The organism is Pseudomonas sp. LBUM1648 (genome assembly GCF_059716145.1).
In genome coordinates, this window is sequence record NZ_CP166808.1 from 5623886 (window position 1) to 5645255 (window position 21370).

Here is a 21370-nt window from a genome sequence, read left to right on the forward strand (position 1 = left end):
ATCTACAGGGGATCGTGGTTATTCGAAAAGCGCGTCGAGGGCTTGTTCGAGACGCGTCACGGCGATGATCTGCAACCCCGGCGGCGACTCTTTCGGCGCGTTGCCCTTGGGCACGATCGCGCGCTTGAAGCCATGCTTGGCTGCTTCCTTCAAACGTTCCTGGCCACTCGGCACCGGACGCACTTCGCCGGACAAACCGACTTCGCCAAACACCAACAGATCATGGGGCAACGGCCGATTACGCAGGCTCGACATCACGGCCGCCATCAACGCCAGATCGGATGCGGTTTCCAGCACCTTCACCCCGCCGACCACGTTAAGGAACACGTCCTGATCGTGGGTCGGAATGCCGCCGTGTCGATGCAAAACCGCCAGCAACATCGCCAATCGGTTCTGATCCAGGCCCAACGTCACCCGGCGCGGGTTGGCCAGATGACTGTCATCGACCAGCGCCTGCACTTCCACCAGCATCGGCCGAGTGCCCTCCCACGTCGCCATCACCACACTGCCGGGGACTTCTTCCTGAGCACGGGTGAGAAAAATCGCCGATGGGTTGGAGACTTCTTTAAGTCCCTTGTCGGTCATGCCGAACACACCGAGTTCGTTGACCGCACCAAAACGGTTTTTCACCGCCCGCAGCAAACGCAAACGGCCATCGGATTCACCTTCGAAATACAGCACGGTGTCGACCATGTGTTCCAGCACGCGCGGGCCGGCAAGCGCGCCTTCCTTGGTGACGTGGCCGACGAGGAAAATCGCAGTGCCGCTTTGCTTGGCGTATCGCACCAGCAGCGCCGCACTTTCGCGCACCTGAGAGACACCGCCGGGCGCCGATTGCAGTTGTTCGGTGAAGATCGTCTGGATCGAGTCGATCACCATCACCTTGGGTTTTTCCTGACGGGCAGTGGCGATGATGGTTTCGATACAGGTTTCGGTCATCACCCGCAGTTGATCCTGCGGCAAGCCGAGGCGCCGGGCGCGCATGGCTACTTGCTGCTGGGATTCTTCGCCGGTGACGTACAGCGCTGGCATGCTCTTGGCGAGGTTGCAAAGGGTCTGCAACAGAATCGTTGACTTGCCGATCCCCGGATCACCACCAATCAGCACTACCGAGCCATCGACCAGCCCGCCACCGAGCACGCGGTCCAGTTCGCCGGAGGCAGTAGAAAACCGTGGAATCTCTTCGATGCTGACTTCGGCCAGCGTCTTGATATGCGCCTGTTGCCCGGCCCAACCGGTGCGACCGGTGGGCGCCGTCGCGCCGCCGCTCTCGATCATGGTTTCGGTCAAGGTGTTCCAGGCACCGCACTCGCCACATTGGCCGGCCCACTTGGGAAAGGTTGCGCCGCACTCGGTGCAGCCGTACATGCGCTTGGCCTTGGCCATCAGAACCCCCGACAAAAACCGCGATGATAACGCACGCGCTGCCGATCAGCGCGGCGCGGCGGTACGGAATTCCCCGCTGGCCAGACGTGCGGCGCTGTTACCCAGCGGATCTTCGGCATTCAGATCGGCGCCTTTGGCTTTCAGCGCGTCGAGCAATTCCTGACGCTTGAACAAGCCGGCGTACATGGCGGCCGTCTGACCGGCACCGTTACGTTGGTCGGGACTGCAATCGGTGGCCATCAAGCGCCGGGCAATCTGCAACTCGCCCTTGAAAATCGCGCCCATCAGCGCCGTGTTGCCGCGTTGATCCTGAGCACAGGCATCCGCCCCGGCGGCGAGTAGCCTTTCAACCGCGGGTGCCTGGCCGTGATACGCCGCCAGAATCAGCGCGGTGTAGCCCTTGTCATCGCGGGTGTCGAGCGAATATCCGGACTCGATAAAGGTATCGAGCATCGGCACATCACCGCGCCGGGCCGCGTCGAAATAGTAGTCCTGCAGTTGCGCCCTGATGGCTTCAGGGTCCTGCTCGGGCGAAGCCGCCCACGCAGAGAACGACAGGCAACCGCAAAACAATAAAAGACAGATACGCATCAGCAGTCTCCTTTGGCGAAACGGGGCCTGATTCAGACCCCGCTTTGCATCAGCGTTGGATCAGTCGACCAGTTTGGCCGCCAGTGCCTTGACCCGGCTCAGGTCACCCTTGGCCACTTCAGTCACGCCGGTGCCGTACTCCGGATCGGCTTTATAAAGGAAGGACAGGATGATGTGCTTGCTCTCGTCATCCGTGGTGGCCAGCGAGCCGCCGAAGCTGTCGATCAGGTCGCTGCGTTCCTTTTTGCTGAACGAGCGATACAGATCGCCGGCCTGCTCGAAGTTCTGCTCACGCTGGATCTTCGCCTGCTGCGTGCTGCCCGACAGCGCCATCTGGCTGTAACGTGCCGCGGGCGTTTCCTCACGCGGTTGCAAACGGCTCGGCTGATAGTTCACACCGGACTGGCTGGCACCGAAGTTCATCGCGCCATCCTGATTGCCGTTGTTCACCGCGACTTTCGGCGCGTTGATCGGCAATTGCAGGGCATTGGCGCCAAGGCGATACATTTGCGTGTCGGCATAAGAGAACACGCGACCTTGCAACAATCGATCTTCGGAAGGTTCGATACCCGGCACAACATTGGCCGGTGCCATTGCAACTTGTTCGGTTTCCTGGAATACGTTTGCCGGATTACGGTTTAAAACCATTTGTCCAACTTTACGCTCTGGAATACCCGGCCAGATCTTGGTTGCATCCAGCGGATCGAAATCAAACTTGGACAAATCTTGTGGTTTCAGAACCTGAATGTACAAGTCCCATTTCGGGAAGTTGCCTTTGTTTATATTAGTCACCAAGTCATTGGTCATATGACTGTAATCCTGACCCTGAACTTTTGTGACTTGTTTAGGGGTGAGATTGTTGATGCCCTGCAAGCTCTTCCAGTGAAACTTTACGTAGTGCACTTCGCCTTTGGCATTGACCAACTTATAGGCATGCACTCCGTTGCCGTCCATTTCGCGATAACTGGCTGGTGTTCCCGAGTTGGAATACAGCTCGGTCAGCGTACGCGTGGCTTCCGGTACATGGGAGAAGAAGTCGAATCGGCGCGAGTCATCATCAAGATTGGTGCGCGGGTCGGGTTTGAACGCATGCACCATGTCCGGAAATTTGATCGCGTCACGGATGAAGAAGGTCGGGAAGTTGTTGCCCACCAGATCCCAGTTGCCGTCGGCGGTGTAGAACTTGGTGGCGAAACCACGCGGGTCACGCAGGGTTTCCGGGGAGTGGTTACCGTGAACCACGGCAGAGAACCGCACGAATACCGGCGTGCTCTGGCCGGCGGCAAATACCTTGGCCTTGCTCAAGTCGCTGAGGTCGTTGGTCACCGTGAAAGTGCCATGGGCGCCGGTGCCGCGTGCGTGAACCACACGCTCGGGAATGCGCTCGCGGTCGAAACGCTGCAGCTTCTGGATCAGTTGCACATCCTGCAGCAACACCGGGCCGTTGGCGCCGGCGGTTTGCGAGTTCTGATTGTCGCCCACCGCCGCACCGTTATCCCGGGTCAGGGGCGCGGCATGCACGGAAAAGGTCAACAGGCTGGCGGTGATTACGCCAAGTGTGCGGCGATGGGGAAAAGCCCCCAGTCCAAGAGTGGCATTCATATCAGGTTCCTCTGGTTTTTTTGGGCGCATCCAGGTGCGCCAACCCAAGGCTAGAGGCCTGTGCCGCTGAACATAAATAGAAAGAACGTAACGCCATGATTGAAAAAACTGGCTTCCCGATCAGTGAGTTACGGCGTATTTCGCGCGCGATTAGTGGCACTTTGCAAACTAATCGTGGATTAATGTGTCGATTAAAACGGGCATTGTAAGAAGGTGTTTCGCGCAGGACGCGTTTTGCTGATTTACACTGCGTACACCAAACTCATCTGTAACAAGGAAATAACCTATGGGCGTGATAAGTGAGTTCAAGGCCTTCGCGGTCAAAGGCAATGTGGTCGACATGGCCGTCGGTATCATCATCGGTGCCGCCTTCGGCAAAATCGTTTCATCGTTTGTCGGTGACGTGATCATGCCGCCGATCGGGCTGCTGATCGGTGGAGTGGATTTCAGTGACCTGGCCATTACGCTCAAAGCTGCCCAAGGCGAGGCCCCTGCGGTCATGCTGGCTTACGGCAAATTCATCCAGAGCGTGCTCGACTTCGTGATTGTCGCTTTCGCAATCTTCATGGGCGTCAAAGCCATCAACCGCCTGAAACGCGAAGAAGCCGTGGCCCCTACCCTGCCACCGGTGCCGACCAAGGAAGAAGAATTGCTGGGTGAGATCCGCGATCTGCTCAAGGCCCGGAACAATCAGCCCTGACTTGACTGCACCCTGAAAAACGGCGCCTTAGGGCGCCGTTTGTTTACCAGTAGTTTTCTACGGCCACCTGTCCCGGTCGGCGGGTGAGGCTGAGGCTCATGTGCCTTTTTTTCAGCAACGCACGAGTGTCGTCGATCATCTGCGGATTGCCGCACAACATGACCCGCGAATGTTCAGCCGACAGCTCCACGCCCGCCGCCCGTTCCAGCTCACCGTTTTCGATCAGTGTAGTAATGCGACCGTTCAACGCTCCGGGATGGGCTTCACGGGTGACTGTCGGGATGAAACGCAACTTGTGTGCGTGTTCACCCAAGTATTCACGTTGCGCCAGCCCGGCAATCATCTGCTGATACGCCAGCTCCTGCGCTTCGCGCACGCTGTACACCAGAATGATCCGTTCGAATTTTTCCCAGACCTCGAAGTCCTGAAGGATCGACAGAAAAGGCGCCACCCCGGTACCGGTGGATAACAGCCACAGATCACGGCCGTCAACGAAGCGATCAAGGGTCAGGTAGCCGAACGCCTGGCGATCCACCAGCAAGGTATCGCCGATCTGCAGTCGGCTCAGCTCGCTGGTGAACTCGCCGCCCGGCACTACGATGGAGAAAAATTCAAGAAACTCGTCAAAGGGTGACGACACCATCGAATAGGCGCGCCACACAGTGCTGCCGTCGGCCTTGGTCACGCCGAGCCGGGCGAATTGTCCGGCCCGGAAACGAAAACCGGCATCACGACTGGTGCGCAAAGTGAACAGGCTGGAGGTCAAGGGCTGCACGTCGAGCAAGGTCTGAGCGGTAAACTTCTCTGCACTGGCGGTCATGGGGCACTCCGTTGAACGATGACCAGCAGTGTCCCGCAAATCTGCGCGCTTAAACACCGATGATTGGTAATGGCTTTATCAACGCACGCCTCAGACAACTATCAACCGCCTTTAAAGCAAGCAAGCTATGCAAACTAAAATTTAGGATGACAAGTTGCATACCAAAACTTCGTAATTGCTAATAACGCTTTATGACCAGACGCGCATTCTCAAGAGCGAAAAAATTTAAAACTCTTCGTAGGAAACATCCTACACTTCGACCCGTGCCGGATCTTTTGGATCCACTCGGCGCCCCCGCAACACCAACGGAGAGTTTTAAATGGAAACGTGGAAGGAGTCGCAACTAAAGCAACTGACTTTCGCCAAGGGAATAGATGCCGCTTATCCGATCTTGCTGAAATTTGCCGAGAATCTAGGGTTTAACTTCTGCGCAATTTCAGTCACTTCGCCGCACCGGGAAATTCATCTTAATGCCTTGCAAATCAACAACTACCCTGAAAAATGGAATCAACAATATGCACAAAAAAACTTCCGGAAAATTGATCCGGTAATAGCACACTGCAATCGCTCAATGTTACCCATCGTATGGAATGAAACGGTATTCGCCGAAACGCCTCAGTTATGGGAATCACTGAAGGAACATAGGCTGCAACACGGCTGGTCTCAGGCGTTCCATAACGAGGAGAGCGGCTTGTGCAGCATTATCAGCCTTGCCCGAAAGCACTGCCCGATCAGTCCGCTCGAGTTGTATGAGCATTTTGGCTATATGTTCTACGCCACCAGCCACTTGAGCGAACTGTTCGCCAGGGCCTTGCCCGCACAGCCCGCCAAGTCCCGCCAACCGCATCTTTCACCCCGAGAACTGGAGGTGCTGCAATTGTCCGCCAGTGGCAAAACGGCTTATGAGATCTCGAAAATCCTCAGCTTGAGCGAACGCACCGTGAACTATCACGTGCAGAACGTCATCGAGAAGCTCAATGTCTGCAACAAGATTTCCGCTGTCATCGCGGCCGCCAGAGCCGGAATCATCTAGACCCATCGCTTTGCCCCCGATTAAAACGTGCGGGTGTTCCCGCAGAAAAAAACGTACCATTTATGCCCTTCCTGAGTGATGACGCCAGCCGTTTGCGTTGCAGTCCACTCGGTCGGGTTCCGCCGTACGTCACCCTGGCAGCGGGACATCCGTCGATTATCCTGAGTCCCCGCCCCATGCCTTTGCTCGATACGCCCTTCGCCCAACTCGACCTGATCCGCCAGCCTGAACAGCAAAACGAACCGCTGCAGGCGTTCGATGCCGCCGATGAATATTTGCTCAATCATCTGGCCGCGCAGCAACCGACGGCTGACACGCGGGTTCTGGTGCTCAACGACAGCTTCGGCGCGCTGGCCGCCAGTCTGCTCGGCAAGGTGACGGTCATCAGTAGCGGTGATTCGTTTCTGGGCTTTCAAGGGCTGGAAAAAAACCTGCTGCGCAATGGCCGCGCGTTCGACGCGATCTGCGGTATCCCGGCCAGTGAGCCCTTGCTCGGGCCGTTCGATCGGGTATTGATCCGCGTACCGAAAACCCTGGCCTTGCTGGAGGAACAACTGATTCGCCTGCAAGGGCAACTGGCGCCCGGTGCTGAAGTGGTCGCAGCAGCGATGGTCAAACATCTGCCGCGCGCGGCGGGCGACCTGCTGGAGCGCTACGTCGGCCCCGTACAGGCATCACTGGCGGTAAAAAAAGCTCGGTTGCTGATCGCCACACCTGAGGCGAAAACGCCAGCCGTGTCGCCCTACCCGTCTCGCTATCGCCTTGACGATCCGGCCATTGAGTTGCTTAACCACGCCAACGTGTTCTGCCGCGAAGGCCTGGACATCGGCACCCGCGCGTTTCTCCCGCATCTGCCGAAGAATCTTGGCAGTGCACGAGTCGCCGACCTGGGTTGCGGTAACGGTGTACTGGCCATTGCCAGCGCACTGCAAAACCCGGACGCACAGTACACGCTGGTCGATGAATCGTTCATGGCCGTGCAGTCGGCTGCCGAAAACTGGCGCGCCGCGCTCGGTGATCGCGACGTGATCGTGCGTGCGGGTGATGGTTTGGCCGGTCAGGAGCCGCAATCGCTGGACGTGGTGTTGTGTAATCCGCCGTTCCATCAGCAGCAGGTCGTGGGTGATTTCCTCGCCTGGCGCATGTTCCAGCAAGCCCGCGAGGCGCTGGTGGTGGGCGGCGCGTTGTACATCGTCGGCAACCGTCATCTGGGTTATCACAGCAAACTGGCGCGGCTGTTCCGTGGTGTCGAGCAAGTCGCCGCCACACCGAAATTCGTGATCCTCAAGGCCCGCAAGTAAACCGCCAGGCAAAAAAAACCCTCCATCAGGAGGGTTACAAATCCGTACCCGAAGGCGCCGGGACGGAGTGATTCAGTGAGTGGTCAGGCCTGCGGCGTTCATGAACATGCGCATCAGGCTGGCGATGATAAACAGCGCGCCGACGCTACCAACCCAGATCATCGCTAACCAGCCGAGCCGCTGCCACAGCGGCTTTTTTTCAGCTCCTTCAATATCGTTCAGGGAATGTTTGCCGGTCATTGCTTCATCCTCCATTTGAGGGAGATGGCGCTGCGGGCAGCGCCATCGTGATCACGCCTAGTGATAACCGTCTTCATGGGTGACCTTGCCGCGGAACACGTAGTAGCTCCAGAAGGTGTAACCCAGAATGAACGGGATGATGAACAGCGTGCCTACCAGCATGAAGCCCTGACTTTGCGGCGGTGCGGCGGCGTCCCAGATCGAGATCGACGGCGGCACAATGTTCGGCCACAGGCTGATACCCAGACCGCTGTAGCCGAGAAAAATCAGCACCAGGGTCAGCAGGAACGGCATGTAGTTGGCATTGCGCGCCACGGCACGGATCAAACCGTACATCGTCACCATCACCAGAATCGGTACCGGCATGAACCAGAATAGATTCGGCATGCTGAACCAGCGTGTCGCGATGTCCGGGTGCGCCAGTGGTGTCCAGATACTGACGATCCCGATCACGGCCAGCAGCACGAATGCCAGCGGCCTTGCCAGGTTATGCATCTGTTCCTGAAGCTTGCCTTCGGTCTTCATGATCAGCCAGGTGCAACCGAGCAAGGCATAAGCCACCACGAGCGCAGCGCCGCAGAACATCGTGAACGGTGTCAGCCAGTCCAGTGATCCGCCGGCAAACTGTCGATTGACCACCGGCAAACCATCGATGAATGCGCCGAGCGCCACGCCCTGGAAGAACGTCGCCGCCACCGAACCGCCGATGAATGCCTTGTCCCACAGGTGACGCTTGTCGTCCTTGGCCTTGAAGCGAAACTCAAATGCCACGCCGCGAAAAATCAAACCGATCAGCATGAAAATCAACGGCAAGTACAGCGCCGAGAGCACCACCGAATAGGCCAGCGGAAAGGCGCCGAACAACGCCGCGCCGCCCAGCACCAACCACGTTTCGTTACCGTCCCAGACCGGGGCGACGGTGTTCATCATCACGTCACGGTCGGTCTTGCCCGGAATAAATGGGAAGAGAATCCCGATCCCGAGGTCGAAGCCGTCCATGACCACGTACATCATGATGCCGAAGATGATAATCACGGCCCAGATCAGCGGAAGATCAATACCCATGAGTCAAATCTCCTTGGTCAGGCTGGGAGCATCGTGATCGGCATCGGCCGTATCGTCCGCAGCGGACAGCGGACGGGCCGGCGTGCGTTGCTTGCCCGGACCACCTTCTGGCGTTTCTGCGCCTTCGCTGATCTTCGGCCCTTTGCGCACCAGACGCATCATGTAGCCCAGGCCAGCACCGAACAGGGCGAAATACACCACGACGAACATGATCAGCGTGATGCTCATCTGCACGAAGCTGTGATTGGACGACGCATCCGCCGTGCGCATCAGCCCGTAGACCACCCACGGCTGACGGCCGATTTCCGTGGTGAACCAGCCGGCGAGAATCGCGATCAACCCGGACGGCCCCATCCACAACGCCAGATACAGGAACGGACGTGAGGTGTAGAGGGTGTCGCGTTTACGCAGCCACAAGCTCCACAGACCGGTGAAGATCATCAGGAAACCCAGACCGACCATGATCCGGAACGACCAGAACACGATGGTCGAGTTCGGCCGGTCTTCGGGTGGAAAATCCTTGAGCGCCGGCACTTGCTTGTCCAGCGAGTGGGTCAGGATCAGGCTGCCGAGGTACGGGATCTCCACAGCGAATTTGGTTTTCTCTTCTTTCATGTCCGGCCAGCCGAACAGGATCAGCGGCGTGGGTTCGTCACCCTTGTTTTCCCAGTGGCCTTCGATGGCGGCGATTTTTGCCGGTTGATGCTTGAGGGTGTTGAGGCCATGGAAGTCGCCGATGACGGCCTGGATCGGCGCGACGATCAATGCCATCCACATCGCCATCGACAGCATGGTGCGTATCGCCGGGTTGTCCTTGCCGCGCAACAGGTGCCAGGCCGCCGAGGAGCCGACGAAGAATGCCGTGGCCACGAACGCGGCAGTCGCCATGTGCATCAGGCGGTACGGGAACGACGGGTTAAAGATGATGGCCAGCCAATCGGTGGGAATGACTTGGCCGTTAACGATTTCGAAGCCCTGCGGGGTTTGCATCCAACTATTGGAAGCGAGAATCCAGAACGTCGAGATCAATGTGCCGATCGCCACCATCACCGTGGAGAAAAAGTGCAGGCCGCGTCCGACCTTGTTCCAGCCAAACAGCATCACCCCGAGGAAACCCGCCTCGAGGAAGAACGCCGTGAGCACCTCATAGGTCAGCAAAGGCCCCGTGACGGCACCGGCGAAGTCCGAGAAGCGGCTCCAGTTGGTGCCGAACTGGTAGGACATAACCAGACCGGAGACCACGCCCATGCCGAAGTTGACGGCAAAGATCTTCGACCAGAAATGGTAGAGGTCACGGTAGGTGTCGTTATGAGTTTTCAGCCACAAGCCTTCGAGCACCGCCAGGTAGCTCGCCAGGCCAATGGTGATGGCCGGGAACAGGATGTGAAATGAGACGGTAAACGCGAACTGAATTCGGGCGAGATCGAGTGCCTCTAAACCGAACATAAGTCTTCCTCTGTCAGGTAATACCGGCTGCGGGGCTTGTGACCCCTACGCCTACTGCCCCCACGGATATGGAGTGCGGCGAATTCTGATTCGTTCTTTTTTAACAACCATCGCAACGCAGGGAGTCTGGCCATCGGGCCGCCGGATCAATTCCGTTAGAGGCCTTGATCTGGATCAAGCAACGTTGAAAGAGTAGTCCCATTTCAGACGAAGAACCGCGTGGTCGTTTGCCGCGTGACAAGTTGCCTCACGGTTACGGCAATGCTCTGAAGTACATGCCATGTGGCGAAACGGCGTGCTCCCTTGTCGCAGGGAGTTGGGGGCGCGGGGATAATCGATGTCTGGCTAACTAAATTTTTTTCATAGCAACTTCCTGTTACAGACTGGTGATAACCTCGCGGTTCCCCCTCGAACCAGACCTGCCTCCAGATGCCCAGCCAAGAGCCCCTGCTGTTACGTCACCATCGTCCGTTTCTCGCGTTCTGGCTGGCCCGGATTTTCACCGCCAGCGGGTTCCAGATGCTCACTGTGGCGATTGGCTGGAACCTGTATCAGTTGACCGGCAACGTGCTCGACCTGGGCCTGGTGGGTCTTGTCGAGTTCGCACCGCGCGTGCTGTTCATGCTGCACACCGGGCATGTCGCCGACCGCTATGACAGGCGCAGAGTCGCGGCGATCTGTCAGTCGTTGCAGGCCTTGATCGCCCTGGCGCTGGCCATTGGCAGCGCCACCGATCACGTCACCCGGGAAATGATCTTCATCCTCGCCTTCCTGCTGGGTGCGGCGCGCTCGTTCGAAATGCCGACCACGCAGGCGCTGCTGCCGAGCATCGTGCCCGCGTCGCTGTTCCCGCGCGCAGTCGCGGCCGCGCAATCGGCGCAACAGTCGGCGACCATCGTCGCCCCGGCACTCGGCGGTTTGCTTTATGCGTTCGGCAGCGTCTGGGTGTATGGCCCGACGGTGCTGCTTTATGTGATTGCCTGCTCGCTGATGCTCAACCTGCCCGCTCGGCAGACCCCGTTGAATAAAGGCAAAGCCACGCTGGATTCGTTGCTGGCGGGGATTCGTTTCATTCGCAGCCGTCCGGACATTCTCGGGGCGATCTCTCTGGATCTGTTCGCGGTGCTGCTTGGTGGCGCCACCGCGTTGCTGCCAGTATTCGCCAAAGACATATTGCTGACCGGGCCGTGGGGCCTCGGCCTGCTGCGCTCGGCGCCAGCGGTCGGCGCGCTGGGGATGTCACTGTTCCTCGCGCGGTTTGCCGTGGAGCGCAATGTCGGCCGGGTGATGTTCACCGCGGTGGGCATATTCGGCGTCGCCACCATCGCTTTCGGCCTGTCGACTTCGTTCTGGTTCTCGCTGGCCGTGCTGGTGGTGCTCGGTGCGGCGGACATGATCAGCATGGTGATCCGCGCCTCCTTCGTCCAACTGGAAACCCCGGACGAAATGCGCGGCCGGGTCAGCGCTGTAAACGGTCTGTTCATCGGCGCCTCGAACCAGCTCGGCGAATTCGAATCCGGCCTCACCGCCCACTGGTTCGGCACCGTGCCGGCAGTGGTCATGGGCGGGGTCGGTACGCTGGTGGTGACGGGGACGTGGATCAAACTGTTCCCGACATTGGCCAAACGGGATCGGATGACGGAGTTGGTGGAAGAGGCGAAGGTTTAGCGCTCGTCAGACCAACAACTCCCCCCCAACTTTCGCCCTTAATGCCTTGCCCCCAAGTTGTTCCACCAGCGCCAAGGCAAACTCCAGCGCTGCGCCAGAACCCTGGGCGGTGATGCAGTTGCCATCAACCACCACCGGTTGATCAACAAACGTACAGCCCGACAACTGATGACTGGCGCTCGGTAAACACGTCATGCGCCGCTGGCGCAAAACGCCGAAGGCTTGCAGGGCGACTGCCGGGGCTTCGGCGATGGCGGCGAACAGGCGTCCGGCGCTGGCCTGATCCTTGAGCAGTTGTTGCAGCGGCTGATGCGCCGCCAGGTGCTGTGAACCGACGCCGCCGCCGGGCAGGACGATCAGATCGAAAGTCTGTGCCAGCACATCGATCAGCATGCCATCGGCGGTCAGGCGGGTGCCGCGGGCACAGGTCAGCATGCGCCGACCTTCGATGCTGGCCGCCATCACTTCGATGCCGGCGCGACGCAATACGTCGACCAGGGTCACGCTTTGCAGATCATCGATGCCCTCGGCGAGGGTAATCAGGGCTCTAAAGGTCATGGGCGCTATCCGCTGAGTGATCTTCAAAGCGTAGTCAGCTTTACCCGGCCTCGTTCGGTCGTCGCCGTTACTTGATGTAAAGCTGCGTCGACATCCTGTTGCCCGGCGCGTTGATGGACATGTTGGTAAAGGTAAAGATACCGCCCTGCTTGCCAGCCAGGTCGAGCACATACAGATAGCCCACGGTTTTCTTGCCGACCGTACACTCGGTCAGATTGCCGTTATCAAAAGCGCAGACCGGGGTTCGCGTGCCGTTCACCTCAAAACCGTCCAACGCTACGTGCGCCTCGCGACCGTAGCCGACCTCCAGCACGTAAACCTTGATATTCGGGCCGCTGTGGTCGCAACGCGTCTGTTCCTGACCTTCAGCGATGTCTTCGAAGCCGCAGCTCGGTGACTCGACTTTCAACACCTTTAACTGAGTTAACGGTGGGGCCGACGCAGCCCAGGCGCCAGACGCCCCGCCCATCAGAACGGCCAGTAAGCCGAATGTCTTCAACCAGCGCTTGCTCATGCGTTACCCATCCCCCAAAAATCAGCGCGCAGTATGGCGCAGTTGGCCCCAACGCAAAACTTCGACGACGATCGACACCAACAACCGCCATATTCCTCACGCTGCTGGTATGATGCGCGGCTTTTTCCGGCCCACCACAATTTCTCAGGCGCTTGCGACGGTCTGTGCTTTGCTGTTGAGGTCGATACATTCACGGCGCCATGCGCGCCACGGGGAGCAGACATGCTGGAAAGGCTGTTTCAACTCAAGGCACACAACACCAACGTGCGGACCGAGATTCTCGCGGGCATCACGACTTTCCTGGCCATGGCCTACATTCTGTTCGTCAACCCGAGCATCCTCGGCGAGACCGGCATGGACAAGGGCGCGGTGTTTGTCGCTACCTGTCTGGCAGCCGCCATCGGTTCCACGGTCATGGGCCTGATCGCCAACTACCCGATTGCCCTCGCACCGGGCATGGGCCTGAACGCCTTCTTCACTTACACCGTCGTGCTGCACATGGGCCACACCTGGCAAGTGGCGCTGGGCGCGGTGTTCATCTCGGCCGTGTGCTTCTTCCTGCTGTCGATCTTCCGCATCCGTGAATGGATCATCAACAGCATCCCGCTGCCGCTGCGTTCGGCGATTGCAGCCGGTATCGGCCTGTTCCTGGCGCTGATCGCCCTGCATAACGCCGGCATTGTGGTCAGCAATTCGGCGACCATGGTCGGCCTCGGTGAGCTGAGAGCTCCGGCACCGATCCTCGCCACCCTCGGTTTCGCCCTGATCGTGGCCCTCGAAGCGCTGAAAGTACGCGGTGCGGTGTTGATCGGCATTCTGGCGGTGACCATCGTATCCATCGCCTTTGGCTTCACCGCGTTCAATGGCGTGACGTCGATGCCACCTTCGCTGGCCCCGACCTTCCTGCAGCTGGACATCATGGGTGCACTGGACATCGGTCTGGTCAGCGTGATCTTCGCCTTCCTGTTCGTCGACCTGTTCGACAACTCCGGCACCCTGATCGGCGTCGCCAAGCGCGCCGGCCTGATGGGCAAGGACGGCCACATGCCGAAAATGGGCCGTGCGCTGATCGCCGACAGCACCGCCGCCATGGCCGGCTCGCTGCTGGGCACCTCGACCACCACCAGCTACATCGAATCTGCTGCGGGCGTGAGTGCTGGCGGCCGTACCGGTCTGACAGCTGTGGTCGTCGCGATTCTGTTCCTGCTGGCGCTGTTCTTCTCGCCACTGGCGGCCAGCGTTCCGGCTTTTGCCACCGCACCGGCACTGCTGTTCGTCGCCGTCTTGATGATGTCGGGCCTGGCAGAAATAGAATGGGACGACATCACCGTCGCCGCACCGGTCGTGGTGACCGCGCTGGCCATGCCGTTCACGTATTCGATCGCCAACGGCATCGCGTTCGGCTTCATCGCCTGGACCGCGATCAAACTGCTGTCCGGTCGCGCCCGTGAGCTGAACCCAGCGCTGGTGATTCTGTCGATTCTGTTCGTGATCAAGTTGGGTTGGTTCAACGCATGACTTTCGATTCCCAAGCCTACGCCGCACAGCTCGAAGACAAGGTCACGCGCCTGCGTGACCTGCTGGCCCCGTTCGATGCGCCCGAGCCGAGCGTATTCGACTCGCCACTGCAGAACTTCCGCCTGCGCGCCGAATTCCGCCTGTGGCGCGAGGCCGGTGAGCGTCATTACGCGATGTTCTCTCAGGACGACAAACGCACGCCGATCCTGATCGAAGAGTTCCCGATCGCCAGCCTGCGCATCAATCAACTGATGCCGCAGCTCAAGGCGGCGTGGCAGGCCAGCGCGGCGTTGAGCCACAAGCTGTTTCAGGTGGAGTTTCTGACCACCCTGGCGGGCGACGCGATGATCACCCTGTGCTACCACCGTCCGCTGGACGAGCACTGGCATGCGGCAGCGACCAAGCTGTCGGCAGATCTCGGGGTCAGCATCATCGGCCGCTCCAAGGGCAAACGCGAAGTGCTCGGCCAAGACTATGTGGTCGAAAAACTGGAAGTCGGCGGCCGCACGTTCAGCTATCGCCAGCCGGAAGGTGCCTTCACCCAGCCCAACGGCACCGTAAACCAAAAGATGTTGAACTGGGCTTACGAAGCATTGGGCGATCGCACTGACGATTTGCTGGAGCTGTACTGCGGCAACGGCAACTTCACCCTGCCGCTCGCGACCCGCGTACGCAAAGTGCTGGCCACCGAAATCAGCAAGACTTCGGTCAACGCCGCACTGAGCAACCTCAGCGAAAACGCTGTGGATAACGTCACGCTGGTGCGTTTGTCCGCCGAAGAACTGACCGAAGCCCTCAACGAAGTGCGCCCATTCCGTCGCCTGCACGGCATCGACCTCAAGAGCTACGAGTTCGGCAGCGTGTTCGTCGACCCGCCGCGTGCCGGCATGGACCCTGACACCTGCGAGCTGACGAGGCGCTTTGACAACATCCTCTACATCTCCTGCAACCCGGAAACCCTGGCGGCCAACATCGCCCAGTTGCACGACACGCACCGCATTACCCAGTGCGCGCTGTTCGACCAGTTCCCGTGGACGCATCACATGGAGTCGGGCGTGTTGCTGACCCGCCGCTGATTGCTGTTGCCAGATACGAAGAAGCCGTCGTGAATGACGGCTTTTTTGTGGGCGCTTGTTTCAGGTTGTGCGATCACCGAACAAAAAACGCCAAGACCAACGCCGTTCAATTGACCGATGTAACCATCTAGTACATTTTATCTCCACAGGCCGAAACCCATGGCCCAAGCCAAAAACAAGAAGTGGAGTTACCCCCATGTCCCCTATCGTTCTGGTGCTCAACGGCCCGAACCTGAACCTGCTTGGCACCCGTGAGCCCGCCACTTACGGCCATGAAACCCTGGCGGATATCTCTGCCCTGTGCGGTCGCGCCGGCGAAGAATTCGGCCTGGCCGTGGAATTTCGCCAGACCAACCACGAAGGTGAACTGCTCGACTGGATTCACGCCGCTCGCGGTCGTTGCGCCGGGATTGTCATCAACCCGGCAGCCTGGACGCACACCTCGGTGGCGATTCGCGACGCGCTGGTGGCCAGTGAGTTGCCGGTGATCGAAGTGCATCTGTCCAACGTCCACGCCCGCGAGCCGTTCCGTCATCACTCGTTTGTCTCGGCCATCGCCACGGCGGTGATGTGCGGGTTTGGCAGCCATGGCTATCGTCTGGCCCTGGAACACTTGAGCCAGCGGCTGAAGGGGCAAGCAGCATGAGCCGCAAAAACGTGATACTGGCCGGGTTGATCGGTGCCGGCATTCAGGCCTCCCGCACGCCGGCGCTGCATGAGCACGAAGGCGACGCCCAGGGCTTGCGATATCTGTATCGGCTGATCGACCTGGATCAACTGCAACTGGACACCCATGCCCTGCCCGACTTGTTGCTGGCGGCCGAGCGCATGAACTACACCGGGCTGAACATCACCTTCCCCTGCAAGCAGGCGATTATCCCGCTGCTCGACGAACTGTCACCCGAAGCCCGCGGCATCGGCGCGGTCAATACCGTGGTGCTGAAGGACGGCAAACGCGTCGGCCACAATACCGACTGCCTGGGTTTTGCCGAGGGTTTTCGTCGCGGCTTGAAGGACGCCGCCCGTGAGCGTGTTGTTCAAATGGGCGCTGGTGGTGCAGGCGCCGCAGTGGCCCACGCACTGCTGAGCGAAGGCGTACAAAGGTTGAGCATTTTCGACGTGGACAGTGATCGCGCCGAGCATCTGGCGAACAACCTCAATGAGCATTTCGGCTTTGGCCGCGCAGTGGCCGGGCAGGATTTGCCGAGCGCAATGAATCAGGCTGACGGCTTGGTGAACACCACACCGATGGGCATGGCCAAACTGCCGGGCATGCCGGTGCCGGTCGAGTTGCTGCGCAAGGAATTGTGGGTGGCGGAGATCGTGTACTTCCCATTGGAAACCGAACTGCTGCGCAACGCCCGCACAATAGGTTGCCGGACGCTGGATGGCGGCAACATGGCAGTGTTTCAGGCGGTGAAGGCGTTTGAGTTGTTCAGTGGCGTGGTGCCGGATGCGCAGCGCATGCTTGCGCACTTCCAAAGCATGAATGGCTAGCCAAATGAGGGGGCTTGCCCCCTCGTCTCATGTCAGGCCTGCAAGTAACGCAACACCGACTCGCAGATCATCTCGCGATGACGCTGCTTGATGCTCTCGTCCGGCAGATCAATCTGAAAAATCTCACCGAATGTGTGGCGGTTCGACACGCGATAGAAGCTGAACGAGCTGATCAGCAAATGCACGTCCAGCGCGTTGAGCCCGCTGCGGAAAACGCCTTCTTCGGCGCCCCGACGCAAAATCTCGCCGAGTGAATCGAGGATGGTGTTGTTCATCGCCTTGATCGCATCGGAACGCTTCACGAATTCGGCGTTATGGATGTTCTCGATGCAGACAATGCGCACGAAATCGACGTTGCGATCGTGGTGATCGAACGTGAATTCCACCAGCCGCCGAATCGCTACCACTGGCGACAGTTCGGCCAGGTGCAGACGGCTTTCCGTGTTACGAATATCGCCGTAGAGCTTTTCCAGCACCTCGACGTACAGCTGCTCCTTACTACCGAAGTAGTAATAGATCATGCGTTTGGAGGTGTGGATGCGTTCAGCGATCGCGTCGACGCGGGCGCCGGACAATCCTTGCTGGACGAACTCGACGATCGCCTCCTGCAGGATGTTCTCGCGGGTCTTTTCCGGATTGTTCTTGCGACTCTTGCGCGGCTCAACGGCGGGCTCGACGGGGGCTGCGGGGAGTTCTGAAGTCATTGTCATTGCGGGCTCACGGCCATCACTGCACAGGCTGGCGATTATGGGCTGCGCGGCACGGTGAAGGAAGCCGCGCGACCCGTGTTTAATCCCGCGCTTACGAATTTCCTACAACTTCGCCTGACGGACGGCACCACTGCGTGATTTGGCCATCGCCGCCAGCCGCACCGCGACGTTCGCCGCGCCGTATCCGGCATAGCCGTTTTTACGCTGGATGATCTCGAAGAAGAACCGCCCCTCAAACGGCTCGGTGTAAACGTGAAACAACTCACCACCCTGGGCGTCACGGTCATAGAGCACGTTGTAATACGCCAGCTCACTGAGGAACTCGTCGTCGAAGTCAAAACGCGCGGCAAGGTCGTCGTAATAGTTGAGCGGAATATCCAGCAGCGGCACGCCGGCCTCTTTGGCTCGGCTGACTTCGGCGAAGATATCGTCACAATCGAAGGCGATGTGATGCACACCGGAGCCGCGATAACTCGACAACGCATGGGAGATCGCGGTGTTGCGGTTCTCGGAAATGTTCAGCGGCAAACGGATCGAGCTGTCACGACTGCGCAGAGCGCGGCTTTTCACCAGACCATAGGGGTCGGGCAGCACCACTTCGTCATCGGCCTCGAAATCCAGCAGGCTCTTGTAGAACAGCACCCAACTGTCGAGGCTATCCGCCGGCAGCGCCATGGCCATGTGATCGATGCGCTTGAGGCCTCCGCGCACCTGCGCGTCTGGCAGCAGATTGAAGTCGGTGCCATACACATCAGCCGCCTCATCCACCAGATAAATCAGGCTGCCATCCGGCGCGCGCACTGCCGCCAGTTCCAATTCGTTAGGACCGACCAGACCGCGATAGGGCTGGCCCTTGTAGGCAACGGCACGCGCCAGAGCACTCGCGCTGTCCTTGACCCGCACGGCGGTGGCACACAGCGACGGGCCGTGTGCCTCGAAAAAGCTGTGAGCAAACGAATAGGGTTCAGCGTTGAGGATCAGGTTGATATCACCCTGGCGCAGCAGGCTCACGCTCTTGGAGCGATGTTGCCCGGCCTTGACGAACCCCAGGCGTTCCAGCCAGTTCGACAACTTGGCGCCGAGGCTTTCATCGACAGCGAATTCGAGAAACTCGATGCCGTTGTACTCGCTGGCCTTCGGCGTTTCAAAGAGGATTTCGCGGTTGGCCACGGGGGCCGCTTCCTGCTCCAGACGCTGACGGGTTTTCTCTTCCAGATAGAGCAGCGAGCGCAAGCCGTCTGCCGCATTGGCCCGTGGCGGTGCGGCGCGGAAGCCATCGTTGAAGATCTCCAGCGACAGCGGCCCGGTGTAGCCACTCTTGATGATCGGCGCGAGGAACCCCGCAAGATCAAACTCGCCCTGCCCCGGGAAGCAGCGAAAATGCCGACTCCACTCCAGAACATCCATCGCCAGAATCGGCGCATCGGCCATTTGCACGAAGAAAATCTTGTCGCCGGGAATCTCGGCAATCGCACGCGGATCGCCCTTGAGCGATAGCGTATGGAAGCTGTCGAGCAGCACGCCGAGGCTTGGGTGATCGGCCTGACGCACGATGTCCCAGACCTGTTGATACGTATTGACGTGACGGCCCCAGGCCAGTGCTTCATAGCCAATGCGCAAGCCTCGGGCGCCGGCATGTTCAGCCAGCAAGCGCAGGTCATCGATGAGTATTTGCTGATCGCCGACGCTGTCCGCCGAAGCGTTGCTGCACACCAGCACCAGATCGGTGCCCAGTTCCTGCATCAGGTCGAACTTGCGCTCGGCCCGCTCCAGGTTGCGCGCCAGCCGATCACGGCGGCAGCCTTCAAAATCGCGGAACGGCTGAAACAGGGTGATGGCAATCCCGAGATCGGCGCACATCTGTTTAATTTCACGTGGACTGCCGTCGTAGTACAGAAGGTCGTTCTCGAAAATCTCCACCCCGTCGAACCCGGCGGCGGCGATGGCTTCGAGTTTTTCCGGCAGGGTGCCGCTCAAGGAAACGGTGGCAATGGAACGCTGCATGTTTCAACTCCCGGACTGCGCCGCTTTGTTGCGGGGGACCATTTTTGTCGTGGGGTAAATTATTGGCTGCATCACTTCGCGCAGCAATTTAAAGTGTACTACCCGGTTAGTTTTGCGTGCGATTATCGAACACAATGCCGTTTTGACGAATTGACGATTTTTCGTCCACTGCCCAACATCGACCGCACATTGAGTCCGGGTCTGAACCACCGGTCGCAGCGTGCAAACCAAAAAGCACACCAAATAAAAAATCCAAAAACGGGTGGAACACATGATTCCTTCACAGACTTCCCGCATGGCTCCGGCCATGAGCACTGCCACGGGTGGCATCGGCGACAAGATCCGCGGCGCCATGGCTGTCGGCAAGACCCGTTGGGGCATGCTGGCGCTGGTATTTTTCGCCACCACCCTGAACTACATCGACCGCGCCGCCCTCGGCGTCATGCAGCCCATCCTCGCCAAGGAAATGAGCTGGACGGCGATGGATTACGCCAACATCAACTTCTGGTTTCAGGTCGGCTACGCCATTGGTTTCGTGCTGCAAGGGCGACTGATCGACCGGGTCGGCGTCAAGCGCGTGTTCTTCTGCGCCGTGCTGCTCTGGAGCCTGGCCACGGGTGCCCACGGCCTGGCGACATCGGCGGTCGGCTTCATGGTCTGCCGTTTCGTCCTCGGCCTGACCGAAGCGGCGAACTATCCCGCTTGTGTGAAAACCACGCGTCTGTGGTTCCCGGCGGGTGAACGCGCCGTCGCCACCGGCATCTTCAACGCCGGCACCAACGTCGGTGCCATGTTCACGCCGATGTTGCTGCCGCTGGTTCTTCATGTGTGGGGCTGGCAGGCCGCGTTCCTGTGCATGGCGGCGCTGGGCGGGATCTGGTTGTTGTTCTGGGGCCTGAAGTATTACAACCCGGAAGATCACCCGAGCGTGAAACAGTCCGAGCTGGATTACATCCAGCAGGAAGTCGAACCGGAGCAGGCCCGCGTGCCGTTCTCGAAAATCCTGCGGATGCGCGGGACCTGGGCCTTCGCCCTCGCCTACTCGCTGACCGCACCGGTGTTCTGGTTCTACCTGTACTGGCTGCCGCCGTTTCTCAATCAGCAATACAACCTGGGCATCAACGTGACCCAGATGGGTATCCCGCTGATCATCATCTACGTCACCGCCGACTTTGGCAGCGTGGGTGGCGGCATTCTGTCCTCGTTCCTGATCGGTCGCGGGATGAACGCGATCAAGGCGCGGTTGCTGTCGATGTTCCTGTTCGCCTGCTGCATTATCGGTGTGGTCATGGCTGCCGGCTCCGCGAACCTGTGGGTTGCGGTGGCTGCTATTTCCCTGGCGATCGGTGCGCACCAGGCATGGACGGCGAACATCTGGAGCCTGGTGATGGACTACACGCCCAAGCACATGATGAGCACGGTGTTCGGTTTCGGCGGCATGTGCGCGGCGATCGGCGGGATGTTCATGACTCAGATCGTCGGCCACATCCTCACCGTCACCAACAACAACTACACCGTGTTGTTCACCCTGATTCCGGCGATGTACTTCATTGCGCTGACGTGGATGTACTTCATGGCACCGCGCAAGATTCCGACCGTTACCGAGTAACCTGCCCACAAACACCGGCCTGATTTCAGGCC

General features: G+C 59.3%; 20 protein-coding genes. 9 read left to right on the forward strand and 11 right to left on the reverse strand.

The features are described 5' to 3' along the window. Positions 1 to 18 precede the first annotated feature (18 nt). The 3 genes from radA to ACA043_RS25495 are packed head-to-tail and all read right to left on the reverse strand — an operon-like array spanning position 19 to position 3579. Entirely contained in the window at positions 19 to 1386 is a 1368-nt protein-coding gene (radA, locus tag ACA043_RS25485; RefSeq protein WP_497658133.1) for a DNA repair protein RadA, read from the reverse strand. 45 nt (positions 1387 to 1431) lie between these two features. Beyond that, positions 1432 to 1977, reverse strand: coding sequence for an ankyrin repeat domain-containing protein (locus ACA043_RS25490; RefSeq protein ID WP_401267271.1), 546 nt, complete (start codon positions 1975 to 1977; stop codon positions 1432 to 1434). A 60-nt stretch (positions 1978 to 2037) separates the two neighbouring features. Further along, complete coding sequence (locus ACA043_RS25495) at positions 2038 to 3579, reverse strand: catalase (RefSeq protein ID WP_497658134.1); 1542 nt, start codon at positions 3577 to 3579, stop codon at positions 2038 to 2040. Positions 3580 to 3865: 286 nt separating this feature from the next. On the opposite strand from ACA043_RS25495, the gene mscL reads away from it, so the two are divergent. Beyond that, positions 3866 to 4279, forward strand: a complete 414-nt coding sequence (gene mscL / locus ACA043_RS25500) for a large-conductance mechanosensitive channel protein MscL (protein ID WP_187681198.1) — start codon at positions 3866 to 3868, stop codon at positions 4277 to 4279. Positions 4280 to 4322: 43 nt separating this feature from the next. On the opposite strand, the gene ACA043_RS25505 is transcribed toward mscL, so the two are convergent. Next, positions 4323 to 5099 (reverse strand): ferredoxin--NADP reductase, encoded by a 777-nt coding sequence (locus tag ACA043_RS25505; RefSeq protein WP_497658135.1) that lies wholly within the window; start codon positions 5097 to 5099, stop codon positions 4323 to 4325. Positions 5100 to 5418: 319 nt separating this feature from the next. Between ACA043_RS25505 and ACA043_RS25510 the strand changes: the two genes are divergently transcribed. Further along, positions 5419 to 6132: an autoinducer binding domain-containing protein gene (locus ACA043_RS25510; protein ID WP_497658136.1), complete on the forward strand. Its 714-nt coding sequence runs from the start codon at positions 5419 to 5421 to the stop codon at positions 6130 to 6132. A gap of 176 nt (positions 6133 to 6308) precedes the next feature. After that, complete coding sequence (locus tag ACA043_RS25515; RefSeq protein ID WP_187681213.1) at positions 6309 to 7433, forward strand: methyltransferase; 1125 nt, start codon at positions 6309 to 6311, stop codon at positions 7431 to 7433. Positions 7434 to 7505: 72 nt separating this feature from the next. On the opposite strand, the gene ACA043_RS25520 is transcribed toward ACA043_RS25515, so the two are convergent. The 3 genes from ACA043_RS25520 to ACA043_RS25530 are packed head-to-tail and all read right to left on the reverse strand — an operon-like array spanning position 7506 to position 10184. Beyond that, positions 7506 to 7673: a DUF2474 domain-containing protein gene (locus ACA043_RS25520; RefSeq protein ID WP_497658137.1), complete on the reverse strand. Its 168-nt coding sequence runs from the start codon at positions 7671 to 7673 to the stop codon at positions 7506 to 7508. A 57-nt stretch (positions 7674 to 7730) separates the two neighbouring features. Beyond that, a complete protein-coding gene (gene cydB, locus ACA043_RS25525; protein ID WP_401267283.1) occupies positions 7731 to 8738 on the reverse strand; it encodes a cytochrome d ubiquinol oxidase subunit II in 1008 nt (335 codons plus the stop codon). 3 nt (positions 8739 to 8741) lie between these two features. Then, positions 8742 to 10184: a cytochrome ubiquinol oxidase subunit I gene (locus tag ACA043_RS25530; protein WP_401267284.1), complete on the reverse strand. Its 1443-nt coding sequence runs from the start codon at positions 10182 to 10184 to the stop codon at positions 8742 to 8744. Between the two features lie 429 nt (positions 10185 to 10613). Here ACA043_RS25530 and ACA043_RS25535 point away from each other — a divergent pair, with 429 nt between their 5' ends. Next, on the forward strand, positions 10614 to 11852 hold the full coding sequence (locus tag ACA043_RS25535; protein ID WP_187681203.1) for an MFS transporter: 1239 nt from the start codon (positions 10614 to 10616) through the stop codon (positions 11850 to 11852). A gap of 6 nt (positions 11853 to 11858) precedes the next feature. Here the strand turns inward: ACA043_RS25535 and ACA043_RS25540 are convergent, their stop codons facing one another. Together ACA043_RS25540 and ACA043_RS25545 are read right to left on the reverse strand one after the other, a co-directional pair. Continuing rightward, positions 11859 to 12410 carry a DJ-1 family glyoxalase III gene (locus tag ACA043_RS25540; RefSeq protein ID WP_497658138.1) on the reverse strand — a complete coding sequence of 184 codons (552 nt, stop codon included), beginning with the start codon at positions 12408 to 12410 and terminating at the stop codon, positions 11859 to 11861. 67 nt (positions 12411 to 12477) lie between these two features. Then, positions 12478 to 12924, reverse strand: a complete 447-nt coding sequence (locus ACA043_RS25545; protein ID WP_497658139.1) for a DUF4879 domain-containing protein — start codon at positions 12922 to 12924, stop codon at positions 12478 to 12480. A 222-nt stretch (positions 12925 to 13146) separates the two neighbouring features. On the opposite strand from ACA043_RS25545, the gene ACA043_RS25550 reads away from it, so the two are divergent. The 4 genes from ACA043_RS25550 (at position 13147) to ACA043_RS25565 (ending at position 17015) form a co-directional block, all read left to right on the forward strand. After that, on the forward strand, positions 13147 to 14442 hold the full coding sequence (locus ACA043_RS25550) for an NCS2 family permease (protein ID WP_305439918.1): 1296 nt from the start codon (positions 13147 to 13149) through the stop codon (positions 14440 to 14442). Beyond that, complete coding sequence (trmA, locus tag ACA043_RS25555; protein WP_187681207.1) at positions 14439 to 15518, forward strand: tRNA (uridine(54)-C5)-methyltransferase TrmA; 1080 nt, start codon at positions 14439 to 14441, stop codon at positions 15516 to 15518. Before ACA043_RS25550 ends, trmA begins: the two co-directional genes overlap by 4 nt. Positions 15519 to 15714: 196 nt before the next feature. Next, positions 15715 to 16164, forward strand: coding sequence for a type II 3-dehydroquinate dehydratase (gene aroQ / locus ACA043_RS25560; protein ID WP_497658140.1), 450 nt, complete (start codon positions 15715 to 15717; stop codon positions 16162 to 16164). After that, positions 16161 to 17015: a shikimate dehydrogenase gene (locus tag ACA043_RS25565; RefSeq protein WP_187681209.1), complete on the forward strand. Its 855-nt coding sequence runs from the start codon at positions 16161 to 16163 to the stop codon at positions 17013 to 17015. Before aroQ ends, ACA043_RS25565 begins: the two co-directional genes overlap by 4 nt. A 32-nt stretch (positions 17016 to 17047) precedes the next feature. Here ACA043_RS25565 and ACA043_RS25570 read toward each other — a convergent pair whose 3' ends face one another. Then, entirely contained in the window at positions 17048 to 17725 is a 678-nt protein-coding gene (locus ACA043_RS25570) for a TetR/AcrR family transcriptional regulator (RefSeq protein ID WP_187681210.1), read from the reverse strand. Positions 17726 to 17827: 102 nt separating this feature from the next. Beyond that, complete coding sequence (quiC, locus tag ACA043_RS25575; RefSeq protein WP_187681211.1) at positions 17828 to 19729, reverse strand: 3-dehydroshikimate dehydratase QuiC; 1902 nt, start codon at positions 19727 to 19729, stop codon at positions 17828 to 17830. A gap of 271 nt (positions 19730 to 20000) precedes the next feature. Between quiC and ACA043_RS25580 the strand changes: the two genes are divergently transcribed. Then, a complete protein-coding gene (locus tag ACA043_RS25580; RefSeq protein WP_187681212.1) occupies positions 20001 to 21338 on the forward strand; it encodes an MFS transporter in 1338 nt (445 codons plus the stop codon). Positions 21339 to 21370 lie beyond the last annotated feature (32 nt).